Below are 23,983 nucleotides of genomic sequence, written 5' to 3'. Positions count from 1 at the left end.
GTAGTATGAACGCTTTCTTTTTTAGCAATAAAGAAAACGTTTTCATAGTATGATATATATGTTTTTTCAGGGGGTAAGCAACATGGAGCAAGCAATGCGTAATTTCTTTTTATTCCTTTCAAAAAATAAGCCGATGACGAAGCTGGCTAAGAAATATGGCCTGCGTTTTGGAGCCGGCCGATTCGTTGCAGGATCTTCCATTCTGCAGGCAGTTGAGGTTATTCGTGACCTAAATAGTCAGAATCTTGTTGTAACGATCGACTATTTAGGTGAGTTTGTGGACAATGAGCGTGAAGCAAACGAAATGGCTCTTGAATGTGTAGAGGCTGTTCGTGCGATCGGGAGAGAAAACCTAAAATCTCAATTATCCCTGAAGATGACATCGATGGGGTTGGATATTTCCGAAGAGGTTGTCATGAAGAATATGAGGTTGATTCTTGATGAAGCAACCAGGCAAAATGTATTTGTGACCATTGATATGGAAGACTATTCCCGCTGTGGAAAGACCATTGACATCTTCAAACGCTTAAAGTCAGAGTATGATAATATCGGCACGGTAATACAAGCCTATTTATATAGAACAGAAAAGGATATGGATGATCTGAATGCGTATTCCCCCAATCTGCGTCTAGTAAAAGGGGCCTATAAAGAATCACCTGAAGTTGCGTTTCCCGAGAAGAAGGATGTAGACGATAATTTCAAAAGGATTATTAAAACTCATCTGTTGAACGGCAATTATACGGCTATTGCCACTCACGATGATGAGATGATCGAATATACGAAGAGACTCGTGGAAGAGTACAACATCCCGCGTGATCAATTCGAGTTTCAAATGCTTTTTGGCATTCGTGTAGAGCGTCAGCATGAACTGGTCAAAGAAGGCTATAAAATGCGCGTATACGTTCCATACGGTACGGATTGGTACGGATACTTCATGAGAAGACTGGCTGAAAGACCGGCAAATGTCGCCTTTGTTCTAAAAGGGGTCATGAAGAAATAATAGTAGATAGTATTAAGACTCTATGGATGTTCATGGAGTCTTATTTGTATATTTGTAATCATGGGAAGGAGGTTAGGGAACAATGAAAATTGTCCCGTTTCGAGTGGAAGGAAAGTATTTCAAGAAAATGATCAAGCTTTATTGCCAACTCTTTGTGGTAGATCCTGCCGGCATGGAACAACAGTTTAAACGTCATTATACGTACCCGAATTTTGAAGGGTATCTCGCTATTGTGGGTGATGAAGTCGCAGGATACGTATATGGATATTCCTCTGAAAAAGGGCAATATTACCACGAACTCTTGTCCCGTCATTTACACCGGAATCGTGAGTGGATGGAGAATTGCATGGAGCTGGTCGAACTTGGTGTTCATCCCGATTACAGAGGAAAAGGTATTGCTAAACGACTGATGGGAATATTATTGCAGAATAGAAGAGAGGAAAGAGCAATTCTTACGACGCGCAAGGATAATCAATTAGCCATTGACTTTTATCTTTCTCAAGATTGGAAAACCCTTCGTGATGGATTCTTTCCAAATGTCCCACATGAATATATCATCATGGGTAAATCTTTAAGCAGAAAAGACAGGAGTCGTTGATTTCCGCTCAACTTCTGAACAGTGAGGGAAATGGAGTTCATCCGCTAATGCTTTCAGAAATTTAGATAAGTATGGTCACGGGCAAGGCTTTTTAATTGTTACGTTATTCACAATATTATATAATAAAAGAGAATAATCTTCATGAAATAAGAGGCGATAAAATGGAAATTACCATTGATAACTTGACTTTACTGCTTGGCCTCTTGCTTTTAGTCGGTGTTGTAACCGCTAAGTTCTCCACTCGATTAGGCGTTCCCTCCCTTATTTTATTTATTATCGTAGGTATGGTACTAAATACATATTTCTTCTTCGATAATGCTCCAATGACACAATTCATCGGAACACTTGCTTTAATCATCATCCTGTTTGAAGGTGGACTTCAGACGAAATGGAGCAATGTGAAAAGTGTCTATAAACCTTCATTATCACTGGCAACCATTGGAGTCATTGTGACTACACTTTCGATTGGGGTGGCAGCAAAATTCATCCTCGATGTAAGCTGGCTGGAAGGGATGTTATTTGGGGCAATCGTTGGTTCGACGGACGCTGCAGCGGTTTTCTCCGTTTTAGGCAACAAAAACATCAAACCGAAAATCTCTTCTACACTGGAAGCAGAATCAGGCAGTAACGACCCGATGGCAATCTTTTTGACGGTAGCTTTTTTGCAATTGATCCAATTTCCCGGATTAAATCCTGCTACCTTGATTTTAAGCTTTTTTTGGCAAATGGGTATGGGGCTGGTACTTGGACTGGCACTGGGATGGGCATCTGTATGGATCATCAATCGGATTAATCTTGATTCCTCCGGTTTGTATCCGGTTCTGTCCATTTCACTGGCTATATTCACATACGCATTTACGAGCATACTTGAAGCGAGCGGTCTATTAGCTGTCTATATCATGGCCATCGTAGTCGGAAATCAGGAATTGACCTACCGACATTCGATTGTCCGCTTTAATGAAGGATTTGCCTGGATGATGCAAATCGTCATGTTTATCCTGCTGGGTTTATTGGTTTTCCCTCAGCATTTGCCAAGCATTGCGTGGCAAGGAATTGTCCTCTCGATTCTATTGATTATAGTAGCGAGACCACTGGGAGTGTATTTAAGTCTTGCCCTGGCAAAGAGCTTCTCGGTAAAAGAAAAATTCTTCATTTCATGGGCAGGTTTGAAAGGTGCGGTACCAATCGTATTGGCAACGTATCCAATGGTGGCCAATATTGAAAACAATGAAGTCATCTTCAACGTTGTGTTTTTCGTTGTTCTTCTATCCGCTCTGATCCAAGGAACGACCATTTCACCTTTAGCCAACTACCTTAAGCTTGCTGGAGAGGAAAGGCCTCCTATCTCTCACAGCATAGAACTCGTTTCAATTGGAAAGACAAACAATGAAATGCTTGAAATTCTCATTAACGACGATGCCTATATTACAAACAGGGCGATTAAGGACATCAATCTACCTGAGAAAACATTGATTTCAGCTGTTATCCGAAACAATGAACTTATCACTCCAATGGGAGACACCGTTATCAAAGCAAACGATACACTTTATGTGCTTGCAAATAAGAGTCAGAGAAAGCGTATCAATGAGCTTTTGAATTCTAAAGGGGGATTAAGTTCCACATAGACAGAACAATTACCCGTTCTCTCTTCAGATGCCGGAGCCGACACGAGCCTCCTCATCCAAGATGATTCACAACCTTTCAAAAAGTCACTAAATAAAAAACGCAATCTCCACTTGGAAGATTGCGTTTTGTTATTGATTAGTCAGCAGAAACGGCTGCTTTACCCATTGATTTTCTCTCAAAGAGCTGTTCGAAAATCGGGAAGCTATATTGAACCACGAATCCTAATAGGAGCGTAACAATGATTGTGCCGATTCCAATATCACCCTTAAACAGGAATGCCAGTGACAGAGCAAATCCTTCACTAATGATACGCGAATTACGAAGATTTAATCCGAAACGCGTATGGATTGCCACCATAAGTGTATCCATAGGGCTTGCCGGAAATTTAGCCTGTAAGTAAATCGCAATCCCAAGCCCCATTGTCAAAATTCCCGAAGCAAGGGCGAATAGCTGATTCATCAGCATCTCAGGCGCATAATTATTAAAGACCACCAGTAACCAAAAATCAATCAAAAGGCCAATCACAAGAATGGACCCCGCTGCCAATACATCAGGCTTCTTCTTCATAATAAGAGCATTAAGTCCGATCAATACGATCCCATTTATGAAAACAGCGGTTCCAACCGTAATCCCGAACATATTCGATTCCCCAACGGCCAGTGCATCCCAGGCAGAGGCACCCAAACCAGATTTAATAATCAAGGCAACCCCCATAGTCAAAATAAAAAGTCCAATCGTAAAAAACATAAGTCTGCGCTTCATTAAATAGTCTCCTTCTCTGTAAACGTTCTCATTACTGTACTTTAAAAAACAGACGAGCTACCTTAAGTGGTGCTGATAAAGTAGGAGGTCTGACAACTTGGAAATTTATATTCTTAGTTTACTGTAAAAGTGGGGACAAGGCAAAGTTAATTTTTGTATGGGCAGGGGAAAAGTTTGGGGAGTGTTGTTGGGGGATTAGTGTGTGTGGTTAGCTAAATTTGTAGAACGGTCGATATATTGAAAATGCGGTTGATAAAATGAAAAAACGGTCGATAAATCCAGATAACGTTGATAAATCGAAATAATGGTCGATAAATCTAAACAACGTTCGATAAATTTCCGCAAGTCCTTTACATCTCCATTGAACGTCAATCACACATTACCATACCACGCAAAAAAAGCACCCGATCAACAAAATCAGGTGCTTTCTTCCTAACTTGCTATGGTTGTTTCTTAAATTGATTGTTTTGACTGTTTCTTTTCCCGCCGCCGGCCATTTCAACGGTAGGACCTGCGTCTCCCTTCACGCTTGCTGCACTCACTCCAGCCTTTGAAGGACTTTTCTTATGCTTAGCCATGTCGAACACCTCCATTACTAAGATTCCCATATCCATATAGAATTATGAGAAAGAAGAGGGGCGGACCTCAAAATGAGGTCCGTCCCTCTCCATCGACTACAACTTTCCAATTGTGGTTACAGGCAGCTTTTATGGTTTGATGATTGAGGAAATAATCAGCAATCAACTCGGTCATGTCGATTTGTATTTCTTTAATGATCTTCTTGTTTTTGAACATGTTGTATTCTCCGCCGCCTCCTGCACGATAATTGTTCATGACGACTTGGTATTTCTGGTCTTCTGCTAAGGGTTCCCCATTGCAGAAGAGGGAGGTAACTCGTTCTCCTATTGGATGGCTGATATTCAACACGTAGTCAATTCCTTCCCACATATCATAATTATAATGCTGAGGTTTAGGGGTGGTGAAATCCGGGTTCACATAAAGCACCCCTGCTTGGTTTACAGCAAAATAAGATGCCGAGCGCTCAAGGGCAAGAAGTATATCTCTACCTGTCAGCTCAAGAACGGTTAAAGTATTGGGATAGATATAGTTAGACACAATGTCCCTCAATGTGACTATATTGGGCAGTCCCTGTTGGGATTCACTAAATAGTGCAGTTGCAGAAATGGAAACGTCCGCTGCCTCCATTTGGACGCGCTGGATGAACTCAATGAATGGATGTTCCTTAATACGAGCCTCGAATGTATCTTCTATTTGCATATTTCCTTCAATTTTACCAATGGGCTGGTCCAGCCAGGATTGTGTTTTGCTTTCAATGTCACCGGCAATGGAAAGGACCTTTTTATCGGCCTCTATTCCATCCATTGAAATGACCTGAGGCTCTTTGTTTATAATAGTCCATCCTTGCTTATTACGTTTTAACTCAATCATTACTTTTCCGATGCTCTCACCATGCATTCCCGGCTGAACGATTGAAACACCATTGATGGTGCCGGCAAGTTTTCTGTGTTGATGACCAGTCAGCAGCACATCGATTCCTTTTACTTCCTGACAAATTTTGTAGCCCTGGTTTTCACCAGTTTGTCGTTCAGTTGGTGAACCGGTTTGAATATCCTTTTCAAAACCCCCATGATACGAAACAATCATCACATCAGGTTTTTCTACTGTGTGGATGTAGGAAACCCAATTCCGGGTTGAGGTAAAGGCATCTTCAAATGACACATCGACAATGTGAGAGGGATTTTCCCAATTTGGAATATAATGTGTCGTTACACCAAGTACAGCTGCTTTCACCCCATTTGGGAACATTTTGATAAAGTAAGGGAATCCGAACAATGGCTTCATGGTCCCCTTATCGAGGATGTTAGCGGTTAAAAAAGGATATTCTGCTTCTTGATGAGCTTTACGTAAGGGTCCCATCCCATAATTGAATTCATGATTGCCGATTACAGCTGCATCATAATTTATTTCATGTAAAATTGAAACAAAAGGGTTTGGCAAATGACGAGCTTGTTTCATATAGTAATAAGTAAGGGGGGTGCCTTGATAGAGATCCCCGTTATCAATGATCAATACATTGCAGGTTTGGTCTCGTATTTCTCTTATATAGGTAGCGATTTTACCTAATCCAACCGTTGCTTTTTTCTTAGTTCCATATAAGTAAGGGAATATATGACCATGAATATCACTGGTTTCAAGTATCGTGATAGATGTAGTCTGCTTTTTCATTCGATCCTCCATATCCTTGAACTATTCAGTACTTATTGTGTTATCAAGTTTACATTATACGGAAAGAACATGACACAGTAAAAACATCAAAGTTTTTGTAAAATTTATCATTTTTAGTCTTTTAAATATTGCGATATTTTAGAAAATCAGATATATTAGATGTAACAGGAACTCATTCGAGTCTTTTTTTTGAGTAAAAAATGAATGAGTATTCATTCAAAGTATGTAAAAGGGGGAAATACCATTGGTTCGTAGAATTCAGAAAGCCGCAGTATTAGGATCAGGAGTCATGGGTTCAGGAATTGCCGCTCATCTTGCAAATATCGGCATCCCGACAATATTATTAGATATCGTACCAAGAGAATTAACCGACGAACATAAAGCAAAGGGATTGACCGAAGAGAGCAAGGCGTTTCGTAATCAATTTAGTGAAAACGCTTTAAAAAAGCTCTTTAAACAAAAACCGGCTCCATTGACATCAAAGCAAAATGCTTCACTCATAACAGTAGGCAATTTCGAGGATGATCTTCAGAATATCGGGGATTGTGACTGGGTGATTGAGGTAGTCGTTGAGAATTTAGATATCAAGAAGAAAGTGTTTGAACAAGTGGAACGCTACCGTAAACCGGGTAGCATCATCAGTTCAAATACATCCGGGATTTCAATCGAGGCTATGTCAGAAGGGCGAAGCGATGATTTCCAAAAAAATTTCTTAGGCACGCATTTCTTCAATCCGCCTCGTTACTTAAAGCTTCTTGAAGTGATTCCAACAAAGAAAACGGATCTGGAAGTAGTCAATTTCATGAAGACATTTGGTGAAGACATCCTTGGTAAGGGTGTCGTGATGGCAAAAGATACACCAAACTTCATTGCAAATCGCATCGGAACGTATGGATTGCTCATCACTGTTCAAGAAATGCTGAAAGGCGGTTATTCTGTAGGGGAAGTTGATTCCATCACAGGACCAACGATCGGAAGACCGAAAAGTGCCACTTTCCGTACACTTGATGTGGTCGGACTTGATACATTCGCACATGTAGCGAAGAATGTATACGACCAAGTGGAAGGTGAAGAACAGAAGGTGTTTGAAGTACCAGCCTTCATGCAAAAGATGCTTGAAAATGGCTGGCTCGGAAGCAAGAGCGGACAGGGCTTCTTCCTGAAACAAGGAAAAGAGATCCTGGAGCTTAATCCTGAAACGATGGATTATCAGCCACGTCAAAAGCTGAAAACCGCTTCTCTTGAAATGGCGAAAAATGAAAAAGGATTAAAGAATAAAATAAAATCACTAGTGTATGCGAAAGATCAAGCAGGCACGCTCCTATGGAATATCGTGTCCCCGGTGTTAAACTATTCAGCCCAGCTGCATGGTGAAATCGCCGATGATATCGTAGGCATCGACCAGGCCATGAAGTGGGGCTTTGGATGGGAAATGGGCCCATTTGAAACATGGGATGCAATCGGTGTTGAAAAATCTGTTACTCGCATGAAAGAAGAAGGCCTCATGGTACCTGAGTGGGTAGAAACGATGCTTGCTGAAGGTCACTCCTCTTTCTATAAAGAAGAAAATGGTGAGCGTTACTTCTATCACAATGGAGACTACCAACTTGTAGAGCGAAACCCGAAGGCAATCGACTTAAAGGCGCTTAAGACGCAAGGGAAGCTGATCAAAAAGAATTCCGGAGCAAGCTTAATTGATATCGGTGATGGAATCGCTCTTCTTGAATTCCATTCTCCAAATAACGCCATTGGATTAGATATTACGCAAATGATTAATTTTGCAGTTGATGAAGTAGAGAAGAATTATAAAGGACTTGTCATCGGAAACCAGGGCAAGAACTTCTGTGTAGGAGCAAATCTTGCCATGATTCTTATGGAAGCACAGGATGACAACGTATTTGAAATCGATATGGTCGTCAGGCACTTCCAGCAGGCGATGATGAAGATCAAATATTCAACGAAACCAGTAGTAGCAGCGCCATTCGGTATGACATTAGGCGGAGGGAGCGAAGTTTGCTTACCGGCTGCCCACATACAGGCTTCGATGGAAACCTACATGGGCTTAGTGGAAGTCGGTGTTGGATTGATCCCTGGTGGCGGCGGAAACAAAGAGCTTTATATGAAGCACTTAGCCAATCTTCCAAATGGAGTGGAATTCGATCTTCAAAAGGTAGCCAATAAAGTATTCGAATCGATTGCTATGGCGAAGGTTTCCACATCTGGAGATGAAGCAAGGGAGAACAACTTCTTAAATAAAGCAGATGGAGTAAGTGTAAACACTGATCATCTGTTATACGATGCAAAACAGGCTGCACTAAGCCTATACGAAGGTGGATATTCAGCACCGATCCGTAAGAAAGTACCCGTTGTGGGTGAAACAGGATATGCAACTCTTCTTCTTGGAGCTCAATCCATGCTTCAATCAGGATTTATTTCAGAACACGATCTGATGATCGCGAAAAAGCTTGCCTACGTAATTGCTGGCGGGAAGGTTCCATACGGCACAGAAGTAGACGAACAATACTTGTTGGATCTTGAAAGAGAAGCATTCCTGAGTCTTGTTGCTCAGCCGAAATCACAGCAAAGAATGCAGCACATGCTTGTAAAAGGAAAACCATTACGCAATTAATCAGCGTTTATACCATATTAGAAAGCGGGGGAATTTCATGCGCGAAGCAGTCATTGTTGCTGGTGCAAGAACACCAGTCGGAAAATCAAGAAAAGGATCATTAGCACAGGTGCGACCAGATGATCTTGGGGCACTTGTAGTTAAAGAAACCCTCAAACGTGCAGGAAACTATGAAGGAAATATCGATGATCTGATCATCGGATGCGCGATGCCTGAAGCAGAACAGGGGTTGAACATGGCAAGAAATATCGGTGGTCTTGCGGGCCTGCCTGATTCAGTACCGGCAATCACGATTAACCGTTATTGTTCATCCGGATTGCAATCCATTGCTTATGCTGCAGAGAAAATCATGCTTGGGCACTCTGATACAGCGATAGCAGGTGGAGCTGAATCCATGAGTCTTGTTCCCATGATGGGGCACGTAGTCCGTCCAAATGCCAAGCTCACAGAAAATGCGCCTCAATACTATATGAGTATGGGACATACGGCTGAGCAGGTGGCAAGAAAGTTCGGCGTATCCCGTGAAGATCAGGATGCATTTGCGGTAAGAAGTCACCAAAAAGCGGCAAAAGCGATCGTTGGAGGAAAATTCGAAGATGAAATCGTACCGGTTGATGTGCTTCATCGTTCAGTAAGCAATGAAAACAAACTAGTCGAGAAATCATTCCAATTTTCAAAAGACGAAGGTGTACGTGCTGAAACAAGCTCGGAAGTTCTGGCTAAGTTACGCCCGGCCTTCAATGTGAAAGGGTCTGTAACAGCAGGGAATTCTTCACAGACAAGTGACGGAGCGGCAGCGGTCATGGTGATGGATCGTGATAAAGCCGGATCCCTTGGTCTTCAGCCTATGGCGAAATTCAGAAGCTTCGCCGTAGCGGGAGTGCCACCGGAAATCATGGGAATCGGTCCAGTCGAAGCGATTCCACGGGCATTGAAAATGGCAGGATTGGAGCTTTCGGATATCGGACTTTTTGAGCTGAACGAAGCATTCGCTTCTCAATCCATCCAAGTCATTCGTCAGCTGGGACTAGATGAAGAAAAAGTGAACGTAAACGGTGGAGCCATCGCTCTTGGTCATCCACTGGGCTGTACAGGTGCGAAGCTGACCCTTTCCCTCGTACACGAAATGAAACGCAGAAACCAGCAATTCGGAATCGTCACCATGTGTATCGGCGGCGGAATGGGCGCAGCCGGCGTCTTTGAATTAATAGGTTAATGGGAGGAACGGACCTCGAATACCGAGGCCTCTTACTCCTTCAAAATAATAATTTTAGGGGGATTCGAAATGGCGAATCAAACAGAAAAGCTGATCAAGGGTGGAAGTTTTTTAATTGAAGATGTAAGCTATGAGCAAGTCTTCACACCGGAGGAATACTCTGATGAACAAAAAATGATTGCCAAAACAACCGAGGATTATGTGTTAAATGAAGTGGTACCTGTCATCGATAATCTTGAAAATCATGAATTTGACCACTCCGTTCGCCTGTTAAAAGAAGCAGGGGATCTTGGACTTCTGGGTGCAGATGTTCCTGAAGAGTACGGCGGATTGGGATTGGATAAAGTAAGCTCGGCACTGATTGCTGAAAAAATGTCCCGTGCAGGCGGATTCTCCATCTCTCATGGTGCACACGTTGGAATCGGGTCACTGCCAATCGTTCTTTTCGGAAACGAAGAGCAAAAGCAAAAATACCTTCCTCCACTAGCTACTGGTGAAAAACTGGCAGCATACGCATTAACGGAGCCCGGTTCAGGTTCAGATGCGCTGGGTGCTAAAACGACAGCAAAATTGAATGCAGAAGGTACTCATTACATTTTAAATGGTGAGAAGCAGTGGATCACAAACTCAGCATTCGCTGATGTATTCGTTGTGTATGCAAAAATCGATGGGGAGCATTTCTCGGCGTTCATCGTAGAAAAAGAATTCCCTGGCGTTTCAACTGGTCCGGAAGAGAAGAAAATGGGTATCAAAAGCTCATCTACACGAACATTAATTCTGGAAGATGCTGAAATTCCAGTGGAAAACCTTCTTGGGGATAGCGGGAAAGGTCATATCATTGCTTTCAACATTTTAAACATCGGCCGTTACAAATTAGGGGTAGGTGCTGTCGGAGCGAGTAAACGTGCATTAGAGGTAACGGTACAATACACGAATCAACGTCAGCAATTCAAAACACCGATTTCTGCTTTCAACCTGACAAAAGAAAAACTGGCAACAATGGCTTCTAAATTATACGCAGCAGAAAGCTCAGTTTACCGTACAGTAGGATTGTTCGAGGATCGTATGAGCAAGCTTACGGATGAGGAAGTGAAGAACGGAACTGAAGTGGCAAAATCGATTGCAGAATACGCGATTGAGTGTTCATTGAATAAATTCTTCGCAACAGAAGTACTGGACTATGTAGTCGATGAAGGTGTTCAACTTCACGGAGGATACGGATTCATGCAGGAATACGAGATTGAAAGAATGTACCGTGACTCCCGTATCAACCGTATTTTTGAAGGAACGAATGAAATCAACCGCCTTCTGGTTCCTGGCACTTACCTGCGTAAAGCAATGAAAGGTGAACTTCCATTACTTCAAAAAGCACAGGCCCTTCAAGAGGAATTAATGATGCTTATGCCTGAAGAAGTAGGAGATGAGCCGCTTGCTCAGGAAAAATACCTTGTGAAAAATGCGAAGAAAATCGGCTTGATGCTATCTGGCTTAGTGGCTCAAAAATTCGGTAAAGCTCTTGAAAAAGAGCAGGAAATCCTTGTGAACATTGCCGATATCGTTTCAAACGCGTACGCGATGGAGTCCGTTGTTCTTAGAACAGAAAAAGCGATTCAAAAAGGTGGAGTAGAGAAAGCTCAGCAAAAACTTCTTTACACACAAATCTTCTGTCAAGAAGCATTCAACGAAATCGAACAGCATGCAAAAGAAACGCTGGTAGCGACTGAAACGGGTGACACACTGCGCATGATGCTGTCAGCACTACGTAAATTTACCCGCCATACGCCGATCAACGTGATTGCAGTCAAACGTACTGCATCAGAAAAGCTGATCGACGCAGAAAAATATACAGTTTAATTGAGTAGCTTAAGGGACGGACCTCTGAATGGAGGTCCGTCCCTTTGTGTTTGAAATAAGCCTCCCAACTTGACATCTCCAACCCAACAAATTCTTAAATGTTTAAACAATTAAATATTTAAGAATTTAAACGTTTTAAGAATATGGTGGTTACTATAGATGAATAAAACGGTTCTAATTACAGGGGCTTCAAGTGGTATCGGATTGAACTTTAGCCATAAATTTGCAGGTTCAGGTTATGATGTGATTCTCGTGGCAAGAAGTGAGGAAAAGCTTCGCACTCTATCAAAAGAAATTGAAAGCAACGACGGAGTGAAATCATACGTCATACCATCAGACCTTTCCAAACCAGGAGCATCTAAAACGTTATATGAGAAAGTGAAAGCACAAGGGACAAAGGTAGATATCCTTATCAATAATGCAGGTTTCGGGTTGTTTGGTGAATTCGAACAAACAAAGCTCTCAAAAGAGCTGGACATGATTCAAGTAAATATCACAGCACTTACAGAGTTAAGTAAGTATTTTGGAAAAGAAATGGTGAACCGCAAACGTGGACAAATCCTTTATGTAGCATCAACAGCCGCATTCCAGCCGGGTCCATTGATGGCCGTTTACTATGCAACGAAAGCGTATGTCCTTTCCTTCTCAGAAGCACTGGCAAATGAATGGGCATCACACGGAGTGAAAGTGACCGCATTGTGCCCGGGAGCTACCCAAACGGGGTTCAGCGATGCAGCTGACCTGCAGTCTTCAAAACTATTTCAGTCTGGTGTGGTGAGTGTGGAAGAAGTGGTAGAAGAGGGGTATAACCAAATGATGACGAAGAATAAAACCGTTATCATCCCAGGTTTTAATAACAGATTGCTGACTCAATCCGTTCGTTTTATGCCGAGGAAAATAGTTACAAATATTGTTCGTAAAGTACAAGAACGGGTATAATGGAATGTGAATGAGTTTGAAGGGAGAAGACTATGGGTCAAAAAGCAATCGATACATTTCGTGCTTGTATTCCATTATTTCAAGCGCTGAGTGATCCTTATCGTCAGGACATAATTTTACTTCTTGCCGAACAAGAACCTCTTACGGTCAATCAAATAACTGAAAATTTAACGTTATCCCGCCCTGCTGTTTCTCATCACTTAAAGATACTGAGAGATCAGCAATTAGTCTCTATGGAGCAAAAAGGGACCCAGCGCTTCTATTCTCTTAAGTTGGATAATGCAACCGTCCTTTTGAAGGAACTGGTTGAAACGGTAGAAAAACAATGTGAGTAATGTTTCATAAAAGAAGGATAATAATGAATATTGTCGAATGTATGAGGTAGATTCGTGAAATACAGAATGCTGGATGGAGTCTTGCTTCATCCAGATCATAATGAAAGGTGGTGGAATAATGTCGTTGACTTTTTATTCTTATCCAAAGTGTGGTACATGCCGCAAAGCAAAGAAGTGGCTGGAAGATCAAGATATAGCCATGAATGAAATACATATTGTGGAAAATCCGCCGTCAAAAGACGTGCTTAAAAGCCTATTTGAGAAGAGTGGATTACCTCTTAAGAAATTCTTTAATACAAGTGGGAAAAAGTATCGGGAATTGGGCTTGAAAGATAAAGTAAACTCAGCTTCTGATGAGGAATTATTAGAAATCCTTTCCACGGACGGGATGCTGATCAAGCGTCCGATTACGACGGATGGAAACAAGGTGACAGTAGGTTTCAAGGAAGAAACCTTTGAAGAAAGCTGGAAGTAAAAAGAGGACTATGATTACCAAATCATGGACAATGAAAAAGTTTCATTATTCACGCTTAGTTTTCTTGCTTTTTCAATGAAAAGTGTGTCAATATTAGGTTGTATAACTAGCATTTGGAGGGATAGAGAATGAGTACACCGAAAGAACTTCGTTATTCAGAAGAACATGAGTGGGTCAAGGTTGAAGGGGAAAATCTACGCGTAGGAATCACATCATTTGCACAATCTGAACTGGGCGATATCGTTTTCGTTGAGTTACCAGAGGTTGGAGATGAGATCAAAGCGGACGAGCCATTCGGAAGTGTTGAATCGGTTAAAACCGTTTCCGAGCTATATGCACCTGTATCGGGTAAGGTGGTAGAAGTGAATGAAGAGCTATCTGATAGCCCTGAATTCGTGAACGAATCACCTTATGAAAAAGCATGGATGATCGTTGTTGAACCAACAGAAGCTGGAGAAGTAGACAAGCTTATGACAGCTGAACAGTATGACGAAATGATTAATGAAGGATAATTTCTTCAGAAACACCTTGAGAACTTCTCAAGGTGTTTTGTTTTTTATTTTGGGTACCATATGAGTAGACGTTTTTTCACAGAGAAAGGATGATCAACAAATGGTACTAGAGCCTAAGAAATTAGATGTAACCAATAGAGTAACAGGAAAACTTAAAGATGGTGAAGTAGAACTATATTTAGATAATCAGCCGATCGGCAGAATGGCTTGGCCTCTTGACAAAATAACGATGGAGCCGAACTTTGAAGCAAAAGAAAATAAAATTTATCAAAGCTACACATCCACAGAGGGCGATCAAGCAAGATACACCGATTGTGATGAGGGTGGCTGGTGTTAGAGAGGCTCGTGGTGCCAGATCAATTTACGAATCTGGCACCATTTGTATAAATAGATAGTTTAGGCAAACCACTTGCGCTTTTTTTTAGAAACATGAGAAAATATAAGTAGAAAGTGGACATCATCTCTTGTTATTTGAATATACTATCGTAATCTTATTTATGAAAGATAAGGTGATGATCATGATGGAACTTGACGAAAAAGTAATCATTGTCGAAGGAACAACTGACAAACGTAAAGTAAGAGATATCATTAAAGAACCGATTGAAATTATTTGCACAAACGGGACCATTAGCATTACGAAAATGGACGAACTCATTGATGCTTTATTGGAAAGGGATGTCTATATATTAGTAGATGCTGATGATGCAGGTGAAAAACTACGCAAGCAATTTAAACGTGAGTTTCCGGAAGCTGAACATTTGTATATTGATCGCATGTACAAGGAAGTGGCCGCAGCCCCGGAATATCACCTCGCGTCAGTGCTTATTGGAGCCAATATAGACGTTCATAAAGAATTTCTAGGAAAAAGGATGATCTAGTTTTGATTGAGGTAAGTAGTACCGAAACTTTAAAACAAACGATTGAAGACCATGCGTTCAACGCTGTTTATCTTTATACACCTATGTGTGGTACCTGTCAGGTTGCAAGCAAGATGATTGACGTAGTGGAGAAGCTTCCACAATCCTTTCATTTTTCAAAGGCCAACTTGAATTACTTGCCCCAATTTGCAGAAGAGCAATCCATCGAAAGTGTACCCTGCTTGCTTATATTTAAAGGTGGCGTCGAACAGGAAAGGATTTATGCCTTTCAATCCGTGCCATTTTTATATGAAACGCTAAACAAGACTGCGGATAGTTAGAGGGATAAGAGACCTTTTTGGATAAGGTCTTTTTTATTTGTCTGATATTACATCTCTTGAACCCCCTTTATTGAACGATTTTCTTTCTACATACGAAGACATATTTCTCGGGAAATGTTGCGAATGCCATCATTTTTTGACTAGACATCATCCAAATTCTAACTGTTCGACAAAATAGATGGATCTCTTCAAAACATGTCGAGAAAGAATAAGAGGGAAAAATTCCTAAAAGTGGAATTGTTATTATATCGAAGTTTCACTGGGAGGGTATTCATGCGAATATATTTAGAGGAATTAGTAGATCGATGTCATTCAAGGTATCACTTACGACTCTTATTTCCAGATAGCCCGTTTATTCTTCAGTTTGATTGTGAAAAAGAATTGTGCGGTATTTCGATTTCGAGCAAGGGGTGCACAGTGTTGGATGATTTGAATAGGGATGCGCATTTCGTCATTGAAGGAATGGATGAAAGTGTGGTTTCATTACTAACTGGGGAAGAACGGTTGTCTCAACTGATTGAGGACGGATCCCTGAAAGTAAGGGGAGGGTATCGTCCACTATTATTTGTGGAGTCGGTTCTTTGGCTAACGAGATCCAGAGAAAAAGAGCCTGTTGAAGTTTAAACAGAAAAAATAATTGACACACTCTATTTCCGGTGATAAAATCTCTCTTGTAGCAAATTTTCTGAGTCTTTAACTATTCCAAATAATTTAATAATATACTTTACTCTTATTAAGAGAGGTGGAGGGACGTGCCCTATGAAGCCCGGCAACCGTCAATGAAAATTGAAATGGTGCCAATTCACTCAAAGCAATTGCTTTGAAAGATGAGAGAAAGGATAGTCCTATATGATTATGCCTTTCTGCTTATCGCAGGAAGGCATTTTTTATTACTTAAGAAAAAGAAGCTGGAAACATTAGGTAAGTACAACAGTAATTCTGATTAAACAGGTCGTTTTACTCCGAAAGAAGGTGGAATACAACATGATTACCATTTCAGATGTGAAGAAAATATATCAATCCAAATCGGGTCCGATCTCAGCCGTTGATGGGGTCAATATTGATATTGCCCAAGGAGAAATTTTTGGAGTGATTGGCTATAGTGGGGCAGGTAAGAGTACGCTGATCCGGATGCTTAATGGTCTTGAAGTTCCTTCAGATGGAATAGTTGACGTGAATGGTCAAATCGTTTCCCAAGTAAAGGGGAAAAAGCTGAGGGAAGCAAGACAGTCAATAGGCATGATTTTTCAACACTTTAATCTCCTCTGGTCCCGTACTGTATTAGAAAATATCCAGTTCCCATTAGAAATTGCTGGAGTATCAAAGAAAGAGAGAGTCCAAAGAGCTAATGAATTATTAAAGCTTGTAGGCTTGGAAGGCAGAGGAGATGCCTATCCGTCTCAACTGAGCGGCGGACAGAAACAGCGAGTGGGGATTGCAAGATCCCTTGCAAACAATCCCGATGTCCTTCTATGTGATGAAGCTACTTCCGCTTTAGATCCACAAACAACCGATTCCATCCTTGATTTACTGGTGGATATTAATAAACGCTTAGGGCTGACGATTGTCCTGATCACTCATGAAATGCACGTGATCCAGAAGATCTGTCACCGGGTTGCAGTCATGGAACAGGGAAAAGTCGTGGAACTAGGGGATGTATTGGAAGTGTTCCGAAATCCACAAGAGCAAGTGACAAAGCGTTTCGTAAGAGAAGTCTCGGAAGTAAAGGAAACGGGTGAAACCATTGATCACCTATTGGCGCAATATCCTAATGGAAAAGTGTTGAAATTTACTTTTGTAGGTGAATCAACTGAGCAGCCGCTCATCACCGCGCTGATAAGAAAGTTTGACTTAGACGTAAACATCCTGCAAGGACAAATCTCCCAAACTCAAAAAGGTGCCTATGGAACGTTATTTGTTCACCTTGATGGGGATGAACAAACCATCAAAGATGCATTAGCATTTGCTCAAACACAACTGGTTCAAGTGGAGGTGTTGAGAGGATGATTGAAAATTTATTTCCAAATGTAGATTGGGAGAAGATGTGGGAAGCAACCCTCGAAACCCTGTATATGACCGGTATGTCTGTATTGATTACCTTTGTACTCGGAATGATCCTTGGGATATTGCTCTTCCTTACTTCTAAGGAAAATCTATGGGATAACAAACTGACATATACGATTACAAGTGCAGTCGTAAATGTGTTCAGATCGATTCCATTCATTATATTGATTGTATTGTTAATTCCGTTCACCAAGTTTTTATTAGACACGATCCGTGGGGCGAATGCAGCTCTGCCCGCACTAATTATCGGAGCCGCTCCGTTTTACGCTCGCATGGTAGAGATAGCTTTAAGAGAAGTAAACAAAGGTGTCATCGAAGCCGCGAAAGCGATGGGGGCGAAGACAAGCACAATTATATGGAAAGTACTGATACCAGAATCTATGCCGGCTTTGATTTCAGGGATTACGGTGACAGCCATCGCCCTTGTTGGGTACACAGCAATGGCCGGGGTCATCGGTGCAGGCGGACTTGGTAACTTAGCTTATTTGGACGGCTTTCAACGAAGCAGGGAAGATGTGACGATGGCCGCAACCATTATGATTTTACTCATTGTGTTTGCGATTCAGATACTGGGTGATTTCTTTACAAATAAATTAGATAAACGATAAAAGGAGAGAAATAAAATGAAAAAATGGGTAGCAGGAGTAATAGCAGCAACAAGTATTTTTGGATTAGCCGCATGTGGGAGTGATTCAGGTTCGGGAAATGACGAAAAGGAATTGGTAGTAGGTGCTTCTAATATTCCACACGCTGAAATCCTTGAACAAGTGAAGCCGGTCTTAGAAGAAAAAGGGATCGACTTACAAATAGAAACGTATCAAGACTATATCCTTCCCAATAAAGATCTGGATAATGGAGATATAGATGCAAACTATTTCCAAACCACACCTTATATGGACTTACAAATGAAGGAAAATGAATATGATTTTGTCAATGCAGGTGGAATTCATATTGAGCCGATTGGTGTTTATTCTAAAAAGTACAAATCTCTCGAGGAGCTTCCTGAAGGTGCTACGATTTTAATGAGTAACTCTGTATCGGATCATGGACGTATCCTTACATTATTAGAGAAAAAAGGTCTCATTACGTTAAAGGATGGGGTGGAAAATACGCAAGCCCAACTTGAAGATATCAAAGAAAACCCTAGAAACCTCCAATTCGATTATGAGTACGAGGCAGCTCTTCTTCCACAAATGTATGAAAACGAAGAAGGGGACGCGGTTGTCATAAATTCTAACTATGCCATTGATGCAGGGTTGAAACCTCTTGAAGATTCAATTGCCATTGAAGATAGTAACTCTCCTTATGTAAATGTGATTGCAGTTAACAAAGGTGATGAAAACAAAGAGGAAGTAAAAGCTCTAGTGGAAGCATTGCGTTCGAAAGAAATCCAGGACTTCATTAATAAGGAATGGGATGGAGCCGTTGTGCCGGTAAGTGAATAAAGTGAGCAAACCCGATTCTGTTCAGTGACAGAATCGGTTTTTTTCATTGTAAGGTCATCCCGAATTTTGTAACATAATCATTTCCTTATTGGTTCATACTACTTTCGATGAACTATTTCAGAATAGGAGCTGAATGAAATGCAGATGGAACCAAGAAATACAACAGAAGCTGCCCTTCATGATTATAAAATGGGTCTTGGAATATTCACGGAAAAAATGCCTGAGCTTGCCGAACAGTATAATACGTTCTCTGAGCACTGCTTTAGAGAAGGAGTACTTTCAAAAAAAGAAAAGCAGTTGATCGCGTTAGGAATCAGTCTTTATTCCCAGGATGAATATTGTATCATCTACCACACAAAAGGATGCCTGGATCAAGGATGTTCAGAAGAAGAAATACTTGAAGCAATCGGAGTGACGGCTGCATTTGGAGGAGGAGCGGTCATGAGTCAGGCAGTGACATTAATCCAGCAATCCATTCAGGACTTGAATCAGTTAAAACAATAAGTGAGCGATGAGTCGAGGGGGAGAAATCCTCTTCGTTTTTTTATTGGCTCATTAATTTCGTTGAATATACATTCAACGAAATTAATATTTATTAAAAAATCTATTAATTGGCAGTATAATGGCGGAATTTTGTGAAAACTTATAAGTAGCCTCTCGGAGTCAGAGTGGAAAGATGAATTTAAGAAAAAATGACCCTATACCGGTTTTGTCTTGTGAACGAGGGGGTAGTATAGTTGTAAAGTAATATTAAAAACTTGAAAGGAATGATTCATTATCGACTCTCTTGATAGTATCTCGTACACAAGTGAAATGGAAAAGGCCATGCATGGAGCCCATGGAATTGGTTATGAGGTGTACAAACGAAAGCATGAAGTCAGAATGCAAGTAGAACAAAGAAGAGAGCAGGAATACAAGGAAAGTAGAAGAATGATTGCGGCACTTGATCGTAAGGTGCACTCTAATATATAATAAGGAAGAAAAAAGGAAACCAGTGTAGATGATGCACTGGTTTTTTTATGCTTTGCAATCAGCACCAGTCATGATAAACTGATGGACAAAAGTTCCAAAGACCTTAAAACGGCCAAGGAATCCCTACATTTTTCCTTTATATTATGCTAACAATAGGAAAAGATTATCTTGTCAAGTTTACACTATCTGTATAGTTGAAAAAGTTGATTATAGCTTTTATTTGTTATAAGATTAGAATGAGAATAAATTGAGAATGATTAAAGAATTTAATTCTTAAATTCATTATAAAGTCACGGAGGTAAATACACATGGCAGGTTCTACTTTAACAATTAAAGATCTTCATGTTGAGATTGAAGGAAAGGAAATCCTGAAAGGGGTTAACCTTGAAATTAAAGGTGGAGAAATCCACGCAGTGATGGGACCAAATGGTACAGGTAAATCTACTTTATCTTCAGCTATTATGGGTCATCCTAAGTATGAAGTGACAAAAGGAAGCATTCACTTCGACGGTGAAGATGTGCTTGAAATGGAAGTGGATGAGCGCGCTCGCGTAGGTCTATTCCTTGCAATGCAGTATCCAAGTGAAATCAACGGTGTAACGAATGCAGACTTCTTACGTTCAGCAATCAACAGCCGTCGCGAAGAAGGCGAAGAGATTTCTCTTATGAAATTCATCCGCAAAATGGATTCTGAAATGGAATACCTGGAAATGGATCCGGATATGGCACAGCGTTACTTAAACGAAGGGTTCTCTGGTGGAGAGAAGAAGCGTAATGAAATCCTTCAATTAATGATGTTACAACCTAAGATTGCCATCCTTGACGAGATTGACTCTGGTCTTGATATCGATGCCCTTAAAGTTGTATCAAAAGGAATCAATAAAATGCGCGGTGAGGATTTCGGTTGCTTGATCATCACTCACTATCAACGTCTTCTTAACTACATCACTCCTGATCATGTTCACGTTATGATGCAAGGACGCATTGTGAAATCAGGCGGGGAAGAATTAGCACAACGCCTTGAAGCAGAAGGATATGACTGGATTAAAGAAGAGTTAGGAATCAAAGACGAAACTGTTGGCCAAGAAGCGTAAGTGTTAGGGGGATGAAAATGACTGTAGAAACGAAACTACCAGTAGATCAGGACTATGTCAGCTCCTACTCAAAACAACTCGGAGAGCCGGAATGGTTAACAACCCTTCGCACAGATGCCTTTGACAAAGTAAAGGATCTAAGCCTTCCAGTTGCTGATAAAACGAAAATCACGAATTGGAATTTTACTCAATTCCAGAAGCATACAGTGGAAAGTGATACGTTCTCATCATTGAGTGAGCTGCCGGATGAAGCAAAAGAATTAGTAGATTTAGAAAGCAGTGACCAAAGTCTTTATATACAACGAAATAATACACCTGCTTTTCTTTCTCTTTCAAACGAATTAAAAGACAATGGTGTTATTTTTACGGATATTTTCACAGCTGTAAAAGACCACAGTGAGCTTGTACAGAAGTACTTCATGACTGAAGGTGTGAAAACGGATGAGCATAAGCTTACAGCCCTTCATGCAGCATTGATGAATGGGGGAGTGTTCCTTTACATTCCTAAAAATGTGGAATTGACTCAACCGATTCAAGCGGTATACGTTCATGACAATGCTGAAGTAGCGATGTTCAACCACGTATTAGTAGTGGCTGAAGACAACAGCTCTGTAACGTATGTTGAAAACTATATTTCTACAACAAATGTTGAAGATGGCATATACAACATCGTTACAGAAGTTTTGGCAAACAATAATGCTAAAGTGGAATATGGTGCTGTGGATAATTTAGCAAGCGGATTAACAACGTATGTTAACCGTCGTGGAATCGCACAAAGAGATGCTCGCATCGAGTGGGCTCTTGGATTAATGAACGATGGAGACACCGTTTCAGAAAACGTGACGAATCTTATGGGTGATGGCTCATATGGTGATACAAAAACCGTTGTCGTTGGACGCGGAAAACAGAAACAAAACTTCACGACGAAGGTTGTTCACTTCGGTAAAAACTCTGAAGGATACATCCTTAAGCATGGAGTGATGAAAGACGAAGCATCTTCCATCTTCAATGGTATCGGTAAAATTGAACACGGTGCGTCTAAGTCGAATGCAGAGCAGGAATCTCGCGTATTGATGCTGAGTGAAAAAGCACGTGGGGATGCGAATCCGATTCTTCTTATCGATGAAGATGACGTAACGGCAGGACATGCTGCGTCTGTAGGTCGAGTGGATCCGCTGCAACTATACTACCTAATGAGTCGTGGAATTCCGCAACATGAAGCGGAACGTCTGGTTATTCATGGCTTCTTGGCTCCTGTGGTAAAACAATTGCCGATTGAAGGAGTTAAGAAACAACTTGTTGAGGTTATCGAAAGGAAAGTAAACTAATGGATGTAAAAGAGATTCGTAAACAATTTCCGATTCTCGACCAGGAAGTAAATGGCCATCCACTTGTTTATCTTGACAGTGCCGCAACTTCGCAAAAGCCGGTTTCCGTTATCGAAGCGATGAATGACTATTATCGTGGATATAACTCAAATGTTCACCGGGGTGTTCACACTCTTGGGACGAGAGCGACAGATGGATATGAAGGTGCCCGAGAAAAGGTCCGTAATTTCATTAACGCTTCGTCCGCTCAAGAAGTGATCTTTACCCGTGGAACGACAACAGCAATCAATACAGTTGCAGCAAGCTTCGGTCGCGCTAATCTGTCCGAGGGTGACGAAATTGTGATTACTCACATGGAGCATCATAGCAATATCATTCCTTGGCAGCAGTTAGCCAAAGAAACCGGAGCTACATTAAAATATGTTCCTCTTCAGGAAGACGGCACGATTGCGATTGAAGATGTACGAGCGACTGTCACATCACAAACGAAAATTGTTTCGATCATGATGGTTTCAAACGTGCTTGGTACAATGAATCCAATCAAAGAAATTACCAGGATTGCTCATGAAAATGGAGCAGTCATGGTCGTTGACGGAGCACAGGCTGCTCCGCATATGAAAGTCGACGTACAAGATCTGGATTGTGATTTCTTTGCCTTTTCAGGTCATAAGATGGTTGGCCCTACAGGGATCGGAGTACTTTACGGTAAGAAAAAACACCTGAACAAAATGGAACCGGTAGAATTCGGTGGAGAAATGATTGACTTTGTCGGGCTTCAGGAATCCACTTGGAAAGAGCTTCCGTGGAAGTTTGAAGGGGGTACACCGATCATTGCAGGTGCCATTGGACTTGGAGCTGCGATTGATTTCCTTGAAGAAGTAGGACTTCATAACATTGAAGAACATGAACATAAGCTTGCGGCTTATGCATTGGAGAAAATGAATGAAGTCGAAGGCATGAAAATCTTCGGACCAAGTGATCCCGGAAAGCGGGCAGGTCTTGTTACGTTCAACATTGATGATGTTCATCCGCATGATGTGGCAACCGTACTCGATGCTGAAGGGATTGCCGTTCGCGCGGGTCATCACTGTGCACAACCTCTGATGAAGTGGTTGAACGTATCCGCAACAGCACGTGCCAGCTTCTACCTCTATAATACGGAAGAAGATATTGATAAACTTGTTGCAGGCCTATTGAAGACAAAGGAGTTTTTCAGCGATGTCTTTTAATAATTTAGATCAGTTATATCGACAAGTCATCATGGATCATTATAAGAATCCACGAAATAAAGGTTCTTTAGAGGATGGAAGCTTTACCATCGATATGAATAACCCTACTTGTGGAGATCGCATACACCTGACTTTAAAGGTGGAAGATGGTATCGTTCAGGATGCTAAGTTCGACGGGGAAGGCTGTTCGATCTCCATGGCTTCTGCTTCTATGATGACCCAAGCGGTTAAAGGGAAAGAGATTGAAAAAGCATTGAAGCTTTCCAAAATCTTCTCTGATATGATGCAAGGCAATGACTATGACGACGATGTGGATTTAGGAGATATTGAAGCATTACAAGGAGTCGCTAAATTTCCGGCCCGTATCAAATGTGCGACACTGGCTTGGAAAGCGATGGAAAAAGGAGTTCAAGAAGAAGAGCAGGAATAAGCTCTTCTCCTACTCTATTTAAGAATGGAG

26 protein-coding genes and 1 riboswitch are annotated in these 23,983 nt (G+C 41.2%); of the genes, 23 read left to right on the top strand and 3 right to left on the bottom strand.

Annotated features, from left to right (window positions below):
- Positions 1–82: 82 nt before the first annotated feature.
- The 3 genes from ACYH0O_RS21060 to ACYH0O_RS21050 all read left to right on the top strand — a co-directional run bounded on the left by ACYH0O_RS21060 (position 83) and on the right by ACYH0O_RS21050 (position 3,223).
- A complete protein-coding gene (locus tag ACYH0O_RS21060; RefSeq protein WP_482630192.1) occupies positions 83–1,000 on the top strand; it encodes a proline dehydrogenase family protein in 918 nt (305 codons plus the stop codon).
- 82 nt (positions 1,001–1,082) lie between these two features.
- Positions 1,083–1,598: a GNAT family N-acetyltransferase gene (locus tag ACYH0O_RS21055; RefSeq protein WP_482630191.1), complete on the top strand. Its 516-nt coding sequence runs from the start codon at positions 1,083–1,085 to the stop codon at positions 1,596–1,598.
- 161 nt (positions 1,599–1,759) lie between these two features.
- Complete coding sequence (locus ACYH0O_RS21050; RefSeq protein ID WP_482630190.1) at positions 1,760–3,223, top strand: potassium/proton antiporter; 1,464 nt, start codon at positions 1,760–1,762, stop codon at positions 3,221–3,223.
- Between the two features lie 136 nt (positions 3,224–3,359).
- Here ACYH0O_RS21050 and ACYH0O_RS21045 read toward each other — a convergent pair whose 3' ends face one another.
- From ACYH0O_RS21045 to ACYH0O_RS21035, 3 genes are all read right to left on the bottom strand, one after another.
- On the bottom strand, positions 3,360–3,986 hold the full coding sequence (locus tag ACYH0O_RS21045) for a YczE/YyaS/YitT family protein (protein WP_482630189.1): 627 nt from the start codon (positions 3,984–3,986) through the stop codon (positions 3,360–3,362).
- Between the two features lie 440 nt (positions 3,987–4,426).
- The gene (locus ACYH0O_RS21040) at positions 4,427–4,564 is read right to left on the bottom strand and encodes a YuzL family protein (RefSeq protein WP_482630188.1); all 138 of its coding nucleotides are present in this window, start codon (positions 4,562–4,564) and stop codon (positions 4,427–4,429) included.
- Positions 4,565–4,631: 67 nt separating this feature from the next.
- Positions 4,632–6,233, bottom strand: a complete 1,602-nt coding sequence (locus ACYH0O_RS21035; RefSeq protein ID WP_482630187.1) for a bifunctional metallophosphatase/5'-nucleotidase — start codon at positions 6,231–6,233, stop codon at positions 4,632–4,634.
- Between the two features lie 244 nt (positions 6,234–6,477).
- Between ACYH0O_RS21035 and ACYH0O_RS21030 the strand changes: the two genes are divergently transcribed.
- From ACYH0O_RS21030 to sufU, 20 genes are all read left to right on the top strand, one after another.
- Positions 6,478–8,862 carry a 3-hydroxyacyl-CoA dehydrogenase/enoyl-CoA hydratase family protein gene (locus ACYH0O_RS21030; RefSeq protein ID WP_482630186.1) on the top strand — a complete coding sequence of 795 codons (2,385 nt, stop codon included), beginning with the start codon at positions 6,478–6,480 and terminating at the stop codon, positions 8,860–8,862.
- Between the two features lie 37 nt (positions 8,863–8,899).
- Positions 8,900–10,078 (top strand): acetyl-CoA C-acetyltransferase, encoded by a 1,179-nt coding sequence (locus ACYH0O_RS21025; RefSeq protein ID WP_482630185.1) that lies wholly within the window; start codon positions 8,900–8,902, stop codon positions 10,076–10,078.
- 69 nt (positions 10,079–10,147) lie between these two features.
- Positions 10,148–11,932: an acyl-CoA dehydrogenase family protein gene (locus ACYH0O_RS21020; protein WP_482630184.1), complete on the top strand. Its 1,785-nt coding sequence runs from the start codon at positions 10,148–10,150 to the stop codon at positions 11,930–11,932.
- 159 nt (positions 11,933–12,091) lie between these two features.
- On the top strand, positions 12,092–12,871 hold the full coding sequence (locus tag ACYH0O_RS21015; RefSeq protein ID WP_482630183.1) for an SDR family NAD(P)-dependent oxidoreductase: 780 nt from the start codon (positions 12,092–12,094) through the stop codon (positions 12,869–12,871).
- A gap of 32 nt (positions 12,872–12,903) precedes the next feature.
- Positions 12,904–13,206 (top strand): ArsR/SmtB family transcription factor, encoded by a 303-nt coding sequence (locus ACYH0O_RS21010; RefSeq protein ID WP_149156664.1) that lies wholly within the window; start codon positions 12,904–12,906, stop codon positions 13,204–13,206.
- Between the two features lie 118 nt (positions 13,207–13,324).
- Complete coding sequence (locus tag ACYH0O_RS21005; protein ID WP_482630182.1) at positions 13,325–13,681, top strand: arsenate reductase family protein; 357 nt, start codon at positions 13,325–13,327, stop codon at positions 13,679–13,681.
- Between the two features lie 128 nt (positions 13,682–13,809).
- The gene (gene gcvH, locus ACYH0O_RS21000) at positions 13,810–14,193 is read left to right on the top strand and encodes a glycine cleavage system protein GcvH (protein ID WP_149156666.1); all 384 of its coding nucleotides are present in this window, start codon (positions 13,810–13,812) and stop codon (positions 14,191–14,193) included.
- 100 nt (positions 14,194–14,293) lie between these two features.
- The gene (locus ACYH0O_RS20995) at positions 14,294–14,530 is read left to right on the top strand and encodes a YusG family protein (protein ID WP_482630181.1); all 237 of its coding nucleotides are present in this window, start codon (positions 14,294–14,296) and stop codon (positions 14,528–14,530) included.
- A 181-nt stretch (positions 14,531–14,711) separates the two neighbouring features.
- Positions 14,712–15,071 carry a toprim domain-containing protein gene (locus ACYH0O_RS20990; RefSeq protein WP_148970066.1) on the top strand — a complete coding sequence of 120 codons (360 nt, stop codon included), beginning with the start codon at positions 14,712–14,714 and terminating at the stop codon, positions 15,069–15,071.
- A gap of 5 nt (positions 15,072–15,076) precedes the next feature.
- The gene (locus tag ACYH0O_RS20985; protein ID WP_482632631.1) at positions 15,077–15,391 is read left to right on the top strand and encodes a thioredoxin family protein; all 315 of its coding nucleotides are present in this window, start codon (positions 15,077–15,079) and stop codon (positions 15,389–15,391) included.
- A gap of 273 nt (positions 15,392–15,664) precedes the next feature.
- Entirely contained in the window at positions 15,665–16,015 is a 351-nt protein-coding gene (locus tag ACYH0O_RS20980; protein WP_482630180.1) for an SCP2 sterol-binding domain-containing protein, read from the top strand.
- Between the two features lie 103 nt (positions 16,016–16,118).
- Positions 16,119–16,225, top strand: a riboswitch (SAM riboswitch).
- 150 nt (positions 16,226–16,375) lie between these two features.
- A complete protein-coding gene (locus ACYH0O_RS20975; RefSeq protein WP_482630179.1) occupies positions 16,376–17,398 on the top strand; it encodes a methionine ABC transporter ATP-binding protein in 1,023 nt (340 codons plus the stop codon).
- Complete coding sequence (locus tag ACYH0O_RS20970; protein WP_149156670.1) at positions 17,395–18,063, top strand: methionine ABC transporter permease; 669 nt, start codon at positions 17,395–17,397, stop codon at positions 18,061–18,063. Before ACYH0O_RS20975 ends, ACYH0O_RS20970 begins: the two co-directional genes overlap by 4 nt.
- A 15-nt stretch (positions 18,064–18,078) precedes the next feature.
- Complete coding sequence (locus ACYH0O_RS20965; RefSeq protein ID WP_149156671.1) at positions 18,079–18,900, top strand: MetQ/NlpA family ABC transporter substrate-binding protein; 822 nt, start codon at positions 18,079–18,081, stop codon at positions 18,898–18,900.
- A 138-nt stretch (positions 18,901–19,038) separates the two neighbouring features.
- Positions 19,039–19,404 carry a carboxymuconolactone decarboxylase family protein gene (locus tag ACYH0O_RS20960; protein WP_482630178.1) on the top strand — a complete coding sequence of 122 codons (366 nt, stop codon included), beginning with the start codon at positions 19,039–19,041 and terminating at the stop codon, positions 19,402–19,404.
- A gap of 309 nt (positions 19,405–19,713) precedes the next feature.
- Entirely contained in the window at positions 19,714–19,872 is a 159-nt protein-coding gene (locus ACYH0O_RS20955) for a YuzK family famiily protein (RefSeq protein WP_188048565.1), read from the top strand.
- A gap of 308 nt (positions 19,873–20,180) precedes the next feature.
- On the top strand, positions 20,181–20,966 hold the full coding sequence (gene sufC, locus ACYH0O_RS20950; RefSeq protein ID WP_044338171.1) for a Fe-S cluster assembly ATPase SufC: 786 nt from the start codon (positions 20,181–20,183) through the stop codon (positions 20,964–20,966).
- Between the two features lie 17 nt (positions 20,967–20,983).
- Positions 20,984–22,294: a Fe-S cluster assembly protein SufD gene (gene sufD, locus ACYH0O_RS20945; protein WP_482630177.1), complete on the top strand. Its 1,311-nt coding sequence runs from the start codon at positions 20,984–20,986 to the stop codon at positions 22,292–22,294.
- On the top strand, positions 22,294–23,523 hold the full coding sequence (locus tag ACYH0O_RS20940) for a cysteine desulfurase (RefSeq protein ID WP_482630176.1): 1,230 nt from the start codon (positions 22,294–22,296) through the stop codon (positions 23,521–23,523). Before sufD ends, ACYH0O_RS20940 begins: the two co-directional genes overlap by 1 nt.
- Positions 23,513–23,953 (top strand): Fe-S cluster assembly sulfur transfer protein SufU, encoded by a 441-nt coding sequence (gene sufU, locus ACYH0O_RS20935; protein ID WP_149156675.1) that lies wholly within the window; start codon positions 23,513–23,515, stop codon positions 23,951–23,953. Before ACYH0O_RS20940 ends, sufU begins: the two co-directional genes overlap by 11 nt.
- Positions 23,954–23,983 lie beyond the last annotated feature (30 nt).

The sequence above is a fragment of the Rossellomorea sp. H136 genome (assembly GCF_056838065.1).
Note: the sequence above shows the minus strand (reverse complement) of the source record. Positions and strands in the feature narration are given on the sequence as shown.